Raw genomic sequence first — 12,331 nt, forward strand, 5'->3', positions numbered from 1 at the left:
CACGCCCCCCTAGGTTATGCAACATTATGTAATATTATATGACACGTATAAACGATAACATATAAATCTATTTAAAACAATATTTTCTTGTTAACAAAAGTAACAAAAAAGGGCTATAACCCGAGAAAAACTTATTAAATCATAAACAAATGTTAATATATCTAACATATGAAAGGCGTGTAAAACTTAAATATGTTTCCTAAACTTGATGAACATTCTTCAGATATCAGTTATGAGGGGAATGCGGTGGGTGCCCGTATTTATTCATAGACTTCATTTTAATAATAAAAATCGCTCCTAATTTTGTTATCTATTAAACGTGCTAAAATAGGATTTAGACCTGCTAAACTTATTGAGGGGTACCTCCTCAATCCATCAAGAAGAGGTGAACAACGATGACGGAGTCATATCATGGAATACATTCGAATTTGCAATTTCCAAGTAGCATCTTTAATATCGACCGCAAGGATGTTCCAGCACTTCTGGAAGCTACGAACGTCAAGCACCAGGAGACCATTGCGGAAAAACTGACTGGTTCGGAGTATGCACTTCATTTACTCCTTGCTGTAGAAGCTGCTAAGCAACTAGTATCAGAATGGACTGAAGCAGTGCAGCGATGGTCACCGCCGCTTATCCTTGATCTGTCCATATGCTCAATTGACTGCGCTGTTGAACTCCTGCAAAACCCTGAGCGGCGACTGCTTCGCTTCTGGTTTTATTCCGAAGATGTACCGGAGGACTGGAGAGAGGGATACAGTGACCGCTTTTTCGATCTTACGGTGACCATTGACGCCGAATCACTGACTGTGCAACATGCTGCAGGGCCAAGCAGATGAAACAATAGAGCCTGCATTCGGAGACACTAACACTTGTCGATACTCTACCAACAGCCTGAAGGGCATTAACACAGACTTCGGGCTTTGAAGCCAGAGTGTACTAAGTAACAAGTATCACGGCTCTACAATACCTGATCCACTATTTCAATTTATCCACCCGTTCACTATTCTCCCAGATGGCAGGATTATTAATTACCTGACTCTCCCCACGCATAATAGAATCGTAACTATCCTTTCCAGATGTATACCAGTCCACAATAACTACCTTTCCTTTCAGATCTTGTACCAAGAATTCAGTAGACTCCGCATATTCACCTACATCCTTTATAATACGTGCATTCATTTTTAGATAATAAAAACTTTGCTCTCCTTCAATATAATCCACTTTTTCAGCTTCCATCTTGACCTCTCTCACTTGGTTATACGTTAAATTGTTCTTGCGAAACAGATTATATTGTGATCTGATCTTCTTTTCCGTATATAGTTTGAGGTTCGGGTTATCAATATATCTACTAACGTCAAATTCCAGACCGTTCCATATGGCTTTGTAATATCCAGATAAAACCTCTGCACAGAGTTCATAAGTCTTCTCCGTATCCAAAGTAGATAAACTTGGATTGTTGGTCGTGCCCCTCCCTATCAGAGAAGCAGAATCTCCATGTCCCCCTTTGCCCTTGCTACGATCAGACTGTTCACATGCACTAGTAAGCCACATCGTTACGAAAACTGTAATCTCCGCAACAGAACACGGCATGGGTCCAGAAATAGAAATCAAATGGGCTGAAATGCAACAAGATTTAGCATCCTTGTCTAATCAGGCTACTCATGTCACTGCGCCAAACTCAGGACACTATGTATACCTTGAAAAACCTGAGCTTGTGCAACAAGCAATCATCTCTATGCTAGAGCAATAACTTATGTATCGGGGTTTCAATCTTCCCTATAGAAATTCATGAAGCTCGCGAATAGCGAGCTTTTTGACTTGCCTGTAACAACTTACCTCGATCAGAGGTGCCTGAGGAAGGATAGTATCTCGCTTAGATAAAAGTAAAAAGAAAACATTATATTGCTATCCGACCGTAATCCTAATTCGGCATTTCATAGTTACACACCACGCTTGCCTCCTGTAGGACATATGTCTCTTTTTCTACGAAAACGATTAAAAAAACTTTATAATCCACTCCAAATGATCGATATACAACAAATGAACACCCGCATATCCCATGATTGCAACCTGAAATCGATCTCAGGAATGCGGCACGGGAGAACAGAATCATACATATAACAGGTTGTTAGGAAAAAGAGAAAGTTCTGTCTAATGGAAAGACAAGAGCTAACAAAGGAGACGAAGATGTGAAGGGACGAACGAGTCACAAACGAAACAAACGCAGTATCTGCGTGAACCTGCTGTTATCTATGCTATTGTTGATCAGCAGTGTGCCGCTATGGCCAAGCAAGGCAGCAAACGCTGCAGCAGAAGGGTCATATCTTTTATCCCTGAACAGACCGGTGTATAGTTCCTCATCGCTCGGCGGTAATACAGCCGATCATGCCGTGGATGGCAACAAAAATACCCGGTGGGAAAGTGTCTGGCAACAAGACCCTCAGTGGATTTATGTTGACTTGGGTGCAGTGGCTTCCATCTCGAACATCTCGATTGAGTGGGAAAATGCTTATGCTTCCGCCTTCGACCTTGAAGTGTCGGATGACGAGGTGAACTGGACGCAAGTATACTCCACAACGAAGGGTCAAGGCGGTATGACGGAAGTTGAGGTTTCCGCCAATGCACGATACGTACGTTTGTTCAGTCATGAACGAGCACAGCAAGCCTACGGTGTATCTCTGTACGCGTTCAATGTGTATGGAACGGGCGGAGCAAATCCACCTCCGAAACCGGTTGCTACCAACCTTGCCCTTGGTAAAACGGTCATGGCGTCATCGGAAGAGATTGACGAACCTAGCCGCTCCGCCGAAGATAAGGCCAAGATGGAAAAGCGCAATTACGAAGCGCGCAATGTGACAGATGGTGACCCGGGTACACGCTGGTCTTCCATCTACAAGGATCAGGAATGGATTGTGGTGGACCTTGGCGAGCGTCATGAAATCGGAGGAATTTCACTACAATGGGAAAATGCGTTTGGACGCGCTTATGACATTCAGGTATCCAACGACGCAAAGCAATGGACTACGTTGTTTCGGGAGTTACACAGTAATGGTGGACGAGATGACATTCCTGTATATGCAGAAGCCAGATATGTAAAGTTCGCAGGACTTGGCCGAGGTACAACCAACGGATATTCGCTCTATGCCTTTGATGTATATGAGTATATTCAAGGTGATGAACAACCGGTCTACACCATTCCGGCTATCCCGGAAATGAGCTCAGTACAGGTTGGGGCCGGCAGTTATGCCATTAATGACATCACGATGCTACAACCGAAAAACCCGAAAAATCGCACAGCCGACATTACCGCTCCGATTCCATCTAATGACTGGTGGCAGTCAATTCTTGTTTCGGATTTAGGCGATGGAAATAGTCTCGTTACACTTCCGTTCAAAAATCGATACACCAAGCAGGGACTTCATATTTTGAATCCTGGTGCAGGATACCTCTCTGCTGACGGCAATTCGATGGATGCAGATGGTGAAGCAGACCTTATCCTGACTACAAGCACTATGAATCCGGCCAAGGTGAATACCAAGGTAGCCGGATACGGAGATTACTCCGCAAACATCATCATGAGTGATGATGATACGGCGAAGGTCAATACAACCTTTGTCAAAGGCTCCCCTTTCCTGTACAACACGTTCGAGAACCCGGACACGATCCTGCTCCGTTCACCGAACATCACACGTCTTTTTGATGATCAAAACCGTGAGATTATGCTCAAGGACGGGGAATCATGGACTGGAGATCATATCGGTATAGAAGTCACCAATCAAGACAGGGCTCCTTCGCCCCAAACCTTTAAAAGAAACTACGGCCTTTATGCACCAGAGGGTACCACACTTATAAAGCTTGGCAATACACTTAAGATCAAGCTGGGATCAAACGAAAATTATTTGTCGTTGGCTACCCTGCCGTCTGCATCAGAATTAGCATACTATTATCAGCATGCCTATGCTTTTGTGACGGATACGAAGGTTGATTACAACTACAACGAGAGCACTTCCCAAGTTACAACGACCTTCAGCTCCGTTACACAAACGAAGCGTGCCAACTTTTCCACCAGCACATTAATGGCTTTGTTCCCGCACCAGTGGAAAATTGCAACAACTCCACTTACGGAGCTCACTTATCCTTCCATTCGCGGGATGATGAAAGTAAGCGAAGGCAACAGCTTTACGACACAGGATCGTTTCTACGGCATTATTCCGCAATTCGTGGAGCCGGATGATCCGACATACTCACGCGCGCAATTAATCAGCTATCTGGATCAGCTTGATGCAGATACGTCAGGCAATTTAATGAGCGAAGATCCCTACTGGCAGGGGAAAAAGCTTCATCCGCTTGCACTGGGTGTGCTCATTAGCGACCAGCTTGGGGATCACGAACGTCGGGACCACTACCTGTCCCTGTTAAGAAACATTTTGACAGACTGGTACACTTACTCACCGGATGAACGTCTGCACTCCTATTATTTTTATTACTCGGAGCAATGGGGAACGATCTTCCCTTACGGAAGCGGGTTCGGCGTCAACACCGGGCTGACGGATCATCATTTTACGTATGGCTATTACGTCTTTGCATCTGCGGTGCTGGCTATGTATGATCCAACATTTGTAGAAGATTATGGAGATATGGTTGAACTGTTGATCCGGGATTATGCCAACCCTTCGCGTACAGATGATCAATTCCCATGGATGCGTAATTTTGATCCCTATTCAGGCCATTCCTGGGCGGGCGGTTATGCCGACAATCGCAGCGGAAACAATCAGGAAGCTGCGGGCGAAGCCCTGTTCAGTTGGGTTGGGCAATATATGTGGGGCGAGGTCACAGGCAATAAAGCCTATCGCGATACAGGCATCTGGGGCTTTGTCACCGAAGAAAAAGCGGCCGAGCAATATTGGTTCAACTACGATGGAGATAACTGGCTGGAAGGATACAAACACGCTACCGTAGGGCATGTATACGGCAGTGCTTACCTGTATGGCACGTACTTCTCCAACGACGCAGAGCATATTTACGGCATTCACTGGCTGCCGCCGGCGGAGTGGATGACCTATTATGGCCGTGATCCGAAGAATACCTCCGCACTATACAACGGTCTGATCAAGGATCTGGGTGGTCAGCAGGAGCGCACATGGCAGCACATCATCTGGCCTTTCCAATCCATCGGGGACCCGGAGGCCGCTCTTGCAAAGTGGAATACGAAAGACATGCAGCAAAACGAAGTCTTTAACGCATACTGGTTCATTCACAGTATGGCATCCACGGGAACACGTACAATGGATATTTGGGCTGATTCTCCGGCAGTAACCGTCTACGAAAAGGACGGCGTCTACACAGCGCAAATCTGGAATCCGTCCGATGCCGCCAAAACGGTTCAATTTTATAATGCCAGCGGAGCTTTGGGTTCAGCTACCGTCTATGCCAAGGCTCAAGTAAAGGTCAATCCATTAGAAAATACGGTAGTCAAACAGCCGGATGCTTCACAAGGCGTCACTTATCTGGATCGCAGCTCATGGACAATTACCGCCTCTTCCAGTTCGGAAGCAGTGGAACGCATGATTGATGGAGATTTGGCTACTCGCTGGTCATCTGGACAAACGCAACAGCCTGGAGACTGGCTCCATATTGATCTGGGCAGCGAGCAGATGATGGATACTCTCTTTATGAACTCCGGCAATAACTGGGGTGATTATGCCCGCGGGTACGAGGTTTACGTTTCGAAAGACGATGAGAACTGGAGTAAGCCAATTGCACAGGGAACAGGAACATCGCCGAGCTTGTCCGTTGATTTGGGGATGCAGACTGTGCGTTATATCAAAATTGTATTAACTGCTCCAGCAGACAGTTGGTGGTCCATCTCGGAACTTAAGCTCGCCCGATTTGGGAAATTGGCCCAAACACCTGAGCATCCAAATCCATCTCCATCTCCGTTGCCCGATCGGTCAACTTGGATCGTGACCGCTTCCTCCACAAAAGGAACCGATATCACGGCTCATATGCTGGATGGAAAAAAAGAGACATTATGGACGAACGGGCGAAAGCAAGCGGAGGGACAATGGATCACGATTGATCTTGGACAAACAAGTGCTTTTGATGCAGTCGAGTTGGACTCTGGGAACGCCAAGGATGACTATCCACGGCAATATCGCATTTTCGTTTCCGATGACGGGCAAAACTGGGGAACATCCATTGCTGGAGGCGAAGGAGCGTCAGGACGTCTTTCTATCTCCTTCCCTGAGCAACAGGCTCGTTATGTGAAGATCATGCAGACGGGTGAATCCGACCAATGGTGGTCGATCTCTGAGTTGTTCGTTCAGCACTATGGAACAGGAAAACAAAAACGTCTCCTGCCAGATGCATGGTCCGTTACAGCGTCTTCCAATGAGGAGGCTGCAACGGCGTTACTGGATGGCTCGGACCAAACACGCTGGACTTCGGGCCAGACACAAACAGGCGGCGAGTGGATTCAGCTGGATCTGGGTGACTCACAGATTGTGAACCGGATTGTACTGGATAGTGCTCACAGCAGTGACGATTATGCTCGTGGTTACGAAGTATACACCTCTCTGGATGGCACGGATTGGGGTAAAGCTGTGGTAGCGGGTGAAGGGCAAAATGCTGTGCTCTCTATTGCTTTTGCTCCCCGTGAGGCTCGCTATATCAAAATAGTTCAGACCGGAACGGATTCCCACTGGTGGTCTGTAGCTGAAATCGCAGTTTATACCGCTGATCAGACGCCATGGACACCCGGGGAACAGGATCATTTGTTGCCTACTGAACTGGATCGGACGTCTTGGACAGTTACTGCTTCCACGTCCGAAGACGTTAGCGCACTGCTGGATGATGATCTGAACTCACGCTGGACCTCTGCAGCTGCACAACAACCAGACCAATGGATTCAGATTGATCTGGGAAGCATCCAGAATTTCAGCCGGTTAACTATGGACTCAGGTAGCAGCACCAATGACTATGCCCGCAATTTTACAATCGTCACTTCAACAAATGGCGAGCAATGGGATTCGGTTTCAGAAGCTGCGGGAACAGATCCTTTGATCTCTGTGATGTTCACGAACCAGAAGGCACGATATGTTAAAATTGCTTTGACTACGGACAATGCTAAGTGGTGGTGGTCTATTGCTGAATTAAAGCTGTACCACTGATTCGCTTGACCAATGAAAGTAATTTAGAGATATAAATATCGTTCCATGTCACCACCTCTCTCCCTTCATTTTGCGGGACAGAGGTGGTTTTTTGATATTAACCCGCTTCTAAATCTAGCAGAAGACTCCTTTCGTGAGTGTAAGCTCCCCCGTTCTTTTTATTAGGTGGAGAAAATATCCTGTTCAAATCATGCGTAACCGTTGAAAATAGTTTAGATACATTACGATAATTCTGTCATAACAGAATTTATAGTTAGTTTAAGGAAGGGAGACTCTCTCCATTGAAAGTAAGCATAGATATGCAAGAACAGCTTTTAGTCTGGAATTGGGCGGCGTTAAACCTTATGGATGTGCGGTATATTACTATTGAAGCCGGTGATCGTGTTGCTCCTTATTTCTTTCCAGCGAGCGCTTTTCTGTACGTAACACACGGTAGTGCAACTGTAGCTTTAGACGGAACTGAGCATGTCTCAAAACCTTTTTATATATTACATGGAGGCAAAGGCGCACGTTTGGATATTACCCTCACCGATGACACCTTTCGTTATTATCTGATTCTGTATAAAGCTTTCTTGCCAAAATCTGCTGAACGGCATGTCCTCCGACAGATGGAGCAACAGGTGCCATTCCGTCTTCAATACGGCTTTGTTCCTCTTCACCCCGCCATCCTTTACAAACTGGCCGAACAAATGCTGAGCGAATGGCATACTTCAAAGCGTTTAGAGCATCTTCATGTCAAAGCACTGTTTTATCAATTCGTATATGATTTGCTCAAACAACTGGATCAGCAGCAAGTTACAACAACATCCCCCAACTTGACATCTCAGCTCATACATTACATCCAGGAATACTATGCTGAACCCTTGACCAGGGAAACACTCGCAAAAACCTTTCACTATAGCGGGCCCTACCTTTCAAAATGCTTCAAGCGTGAAACCGGCACAAGTATTATTGACTATTTGATACGTGTTCGGATTATGAAAGCAGAAGAACTTCTGCTCAGAACAAACTTGTCTCTACATGAAATTGCGGCAACCGTCGGATATCCAGATGTATCCTACTTTATTCGAATGTTCAAAAAACAAATCGGTATTACGCCAAAACAATTTAAAAGCGAGGGATTTTCCCCGGCAAAAAACGCCAATCATCCTATTATAAAGCTTGGATCATCCATTGCTCCCCGTAAACTTCGTCGTTATATTGATAACAGTAATGATAATCATTATCAAAAAGACGAAAAAGGAGATTTACGGATGTATAAACGAAAATTACCCGTCGGCATTACTTTGCTGTTGTGCCTGACTCTTTTAGTTACCGCATGCGCCAAACCAGCAAGCACAGCTTCAACGAGTGGCAACAAATCAAGTCCGGCGGTTGGCACAAATACGACATCTAGCAAGGCAAAAAGTAACAATTCGGAGTTAGTAACTTACACTGCAATTAACGGCGACGTGCAGATTCCCAAAAATCCTCAACGTGTAGTTATGGTGGCTGGGGCATTCACAGGGCACTTGTTAGCCCTTGGGCTTAAACCCGTTGGAGCTGGGGACGAATCTTTCAACAGTTATACTGAAGGAAAGCTTGATGATGTCGTAAATATTGGAAATGACGTACCTTACGAGAAAATAATGGAGCTGCAGCCGGATTTAATCGTGGTCTGGAATGATGCAGAAACGATTGAAAAATTGTCCAAAATTGCACCGACCGTTGCCGTGGAATACGGAGTTCCTTTGCGCAAGCAATTGATTGAATTTGGCAAAATGACAGGCAGAGAAGAACAGGCACAAGCGTGGATTGCAGACTGGGATACCAAAATTGCTAAATACAAACCGCTGGTGAGACAAGCTGTTGGTGATCGTTCTGTATCAATCTTTGATTCAGGAAGTGCCAAAGAGTTTTATGCCTATGGCAGCTTTGGCCGAGGTGGAGATATTATCTATGGAGAGTTTGATCTGAAAGCACCCCCTATAATTCAAAAAGAGGCTATTGACAGTGGAAAAGGCTGGGCCAAGCTCTCTCTGGAATTGTTACCTCAATACGCAGGGGATTACATTTTTATTAGTGGCTGGACTGGTGAAGAAAATGTTGCTCCGATATTTGAAGGCAAGGTGTGGGAGAACCTTCCTGCTGTCAAGAACAATCGTGTTTATCGTGAAAATAGCCGAGGATTCGTATTCAGTGATCCCATTTCACTGGAAGCCCAGCTTCAATTTGTCGTAGACAGCTTAACAAATTCGAAGTGAAACCCAGGAAGCTCTATTGCCGATTTTAACCTTCTGATCGAATCATAAAATAATGGCTCAATTTTACGGACACATAAATAGGGATCTCAAGCCTTTTTAGCGAGAGATCCCTTTTTCTGCAATTAATTACTTTTTGATTTTACCATCATATCCAAGCTTATAAATCGTGCCTTTCTCAAAAGAAAGGAATGCAAGACCATCGCCTACTGTACCTATAAATCGATCATTTGCGTCTAAAGAACGTAGCTTGCTCTTCTTGCCTGTATAACGATTATAAATATACAAGTCACTCTTATTTTTGCCATTCTTGTCTACTGAAAAACTTCGATAATAAAACTTATTATTTATATATGCTACGGGATCAATATACTCTTTAGAGGCAAATGTTTTTTTTATATTTGCATTTAAATCGGAAAAATGACCTTTGTAGCTATAACCTCCATCTACGATCTCCAAAAAAAACATAACATTCCCATAAAATTCGTATAACTCCACACCTTTAGAAGATAAGCTCTTCAACCCTGTACCATCTAAATTCATACGATAAAACTTGTCATTATCCCTGTTTGTATAATAGATATGTCCGTTGTTTATTTTAAAATTATAAAAAGGAGATTTAGACAATATCGTTTGTTCGTTTGAACCATCTGTTTTCATTGAGCCGAAAGACAACGCATCTGGCGTTTCCGCAGTCCTTTCATCTTTAACAAAATAAATCGTATCTCCTACAGCAGTAAATCTTGCAAAATTATCCTCTTTGTTAAGTGAGGTTAATGCCGATCCATCTTTCTTAATTTTAGCCATCTGACGATTCCAAGGGTCTTGCTCATTTTCAATCAGAAAATAGATCCACTCTCCAACCCATTTTACATCTGAAACTCGCTTAGGGAATATAGACTCTGTTTTGCTTCTATTACCTGTGAATGTTGTAACGTTGATGCCCATCAAATCTCCGTCATCTTCATAACCTTCCCATACTAAAGTTTTAGCGGAATCCTCAGCCCCATATACAGGTACTACACCTAACAACATGATTACACTTAATAACGCTATCAGCCATTTTCTTCTCATTCTTTTCTCCCTAAATTATGTATTTTTCTACATTAGCTATTGTAAGTTGAATTTAAAAATAGAACAATCCTTTTACTCTACATTCTGGCATCCTCTCCGTTATGAAATAACTACAGACCGGCATGTAAATGAAGTGAGCATAATTATAAGTAAACTCAGATGAAAGAACCTCTCGCCATATGGCGAAGGGTTCTTTTTGTGTGTTCTGGAATTGTTAAATTGTACTGAAAAAGATTTCATTAAGTGATGGTGAGGCCACCGCTTGCATATCCCGCAATCGTTGAAGCCACATCAACTCCGGCGGTTACTGATGCAGAGAAGACCATAAGCAGACGGTCACCGGCGGCTACCGGGATACTCAATCCTGTAGTCAAACCGTTGGCGATCGTGCCTAATGACAACACGCCTGTCAGTGCTGGTGCCAAAGTTACAAGGGCTCCCGGTACAGCCGTAAACGTATTGTTCGGTGTAGTTGAACGGAATAATTGTGCAGTTATCGTTATTGTAGATCCAACCAAGCTAAGTCCAGCTGTCGTACTGAAATAAGCAGCCAATGAAGTTATCGTCCCTGCACGCGGAGCAGAGAAAGCAAAGTTCAGCAAGGTTCCGGCAGCTCCTGTGAGATCAATGATTCCTCCATTAATCGTCACTCCAGACGCATTATTACCAAAGCCAACCAAGCTGGAGGTATTCAAAAGTCCGCCCAGCACCGTAGTCAACGAAGCTGGTAACCCAGATGCATAAGGGATAATCGCTCCAGAACCTGTCGCTCCGGTCGCACCCGTCACTCCTGCCAGACCTGTTGCTCCGGTTGCGCCAGTCACTCCTGCCAGACCTGTCGCTCCGGTCGCGCCCGTTACACCTGCTAGACCTGTTGCTCCAGTCGCACCCGTCACTCCTGCCAGACCTGTCGCTCCGGTCTCACCCGTCACTCCTGCCAGACCTGTTGCTCCAGTCGCACCCGTTACTCCTGCCAGACCTGTCGCTCCGGTCGCACCTGTCACTCCTGCCAGACCTGTTGCTCCAGTCGCACCCGTTACTCCCGCTAGGCCTGTTGCTCCGGTCGCGCCCGTCACTCCTGCCAGACCTGTTGCTCCGGTCGCGCCCGTCACTCCCGCCAGACCTGTTGCTCCGGTCGCACCCGTCACTCCCGCCAGACCCGTTGCTCCGGTTGCGCCAGTCACTCCTGCCAGCCCCGTTGCTCCGGTCGCACCCGTCACTCCTGCCAGACCTGTTGCTCCGGTCTCACCCGTCACTCCTGCCAGACCTGTTGCTCCGGTCGCGCCCGTTACTCCTGCCAGACCTGTCGCTCCTGTTGCACCCGTTGTTCCTGTTGCTCCCGTAGCTCCCCCGGTTGCTCCTGCTGGCCCCGTCGCCCCGGTTACCCCCGTTGCACCAGTCGGACCTGTCGCCCCGGTTACTCCCTGAGCTCCAGTCACACCCGTCGCTCCCGTAGCACCGGTTGCGCCTGTGACTCCTGTCATACTCGGAGTTTCCCCCAGCAACTCAGAAGAAACTAAACGATGTGCTGTTACCAAAGAGCCTGTGCTGCTTTTTCCCCATACGGAGACTTGAAGAGGATCATTAACCGTCGCTGTAGTAGTAAACGTGAATTCAAAGGCATCCAGATTGGCAAAATAGTTGTTCGTTATCACTTGATTTGGTGCGATGTCCAAAGATTCACTGACATACAAAACTCTCAATCCGCCACTCATATAATACCCTTGTATCTGTACAGTTGAGGATGTAACTTCACTGCGGTTATCAATTCTAACCGTTACGGATTGAGTTGGTCTAACACCACTAACAGCGTTATTTTCGATCGGCCCTGTCGATAAAAAGCTCATC

Annotated in this window: 6 protein-coding genes; 3 read left to right on the top strand and 3 right to left on the bottom strand. The window is 45.7% G+C overall.

The window, feature by feature from the left end:
* Positions 1-395: 395 nt before the first annotated feature.
* Positions 396-836, top strand: coding sequence for a hypothetical protein (locus tag BLQ13_RS01005; RefSeq protein ID WP_090915058.1), 441 nt, complete (start codon positions 396-398; stop codon positions 834-836).
* Positions 837-975: 139 nt separating this feature from the next.
* Here the strand turns inward: BLQ13_RS01005 and BLQ13_RS28195 are convergent, their stop codons facing one another.
* Positions 976-1,236, bottom strand: coding sequence for a hypothetical protein (locus BLQ13_RS28195; RefSeq protein ID WP_139168832.1), 261 nt, complete (start codon positions 1,234-1,236; stop codon positions 976-978).
* Between the two features lie 953 nt (positions 1,237-2,189).
* On the opposite strand from BLQ13_RS28195, the gene BLQ13_RS01015 reads away from it, so the two are divergent.
* Both BLQ13_RS01015 and BLQ13_RS01020 read left to right on the top strand, forming a co-directional pair.
* A complete protein-coding gene (locus BLQ13_RS01015; protein WP_244159168.1) occupies positions 2,190-7,169 on the top strand; it encodes a discoidin domain-containing protein in 4,980 nt (1,659 codons plus the stop codon).
* Positions 7,170-7,450: 281 nt separating this feature from the next.
* Positions 7,451-9,412, top strand: a complete 1,962-nt coding sequence (locus BLQ13_RS01020; protein WP_090915063.1) for an AraC family transcriptional regulator — start codon at positions 7,451-7,453, stop codon at positions 9,410-9,412.
* A gap of 126 nt (positions 9,413-9,538) precedes the next feature.
* On the opposite strand, the gene BLQ13_RS01025 is transcribed toward BLQ13_RS01020, so the two are convergent.
* Entirely contained in the window at positions 9,539-10,483 is a 945-nt protein-coding gene (locus tag BLQ13_RS01025; RefSeq protein WP_090915065.1) for a DUF5050 domain-containing protein, read from the bottom strand.
* A gap of 239 nt (positions 10,484-10,722) precedes the next feature.
* A complete protein-coding gene (locus tag BLQ13_RS01030) occupies positions 10,723-12,330 on the bottom strand; it encodes an exosporium glycoprotein BclB-related protein (RefSeq protein WP_090915067.1) in 1,608 nt (535 codons plus the stop codon).
* Position 12,331: the final 1 nt, after the last annotated feature.

It is taken from the genome of Paenibacillus polysaccharolyticus (assembly GCF_900102085.1).
GTDB lineage: Bacteria > Bacillota > Bacilli > Paenibacillales > Paenibacillaceae > Paenibacillus > Paenibacillus polysaccharolyticus.

Bases quoted from the DNA above. Each gene is read 5' to 3' on its own strand.
- BLQ13_RS01005 (WP_090915058.1), top strand. From the start codon at position 396: ATGACGGAGTCATATCATGGAATACATTCGAATTTGCAATTTCCAAGT.
- BLQ13_RS28195 (WP_139168832.1), bottom strand. From the start codon at position 1,236: ATGGAAGCTGAAAAAGTGGATTATATTGAAGGAGAGCAAAGTTTTTAT.
- BLQ13_RS01025 (WP_090915065.1), bottom strand. From the start codon at position 10,483: ATGAGAAGAAAATGGCTGATAGCGTTATTAAGTGTAATCATGTTGTTA.
- BLQ13_RS01030 (WP_090915067.1), bottom strand. From the start codon at position 12,330: ATGAGCTTTTTATCGACAGGGCCGATCGAAAATAACGCTGTTAGTGGT.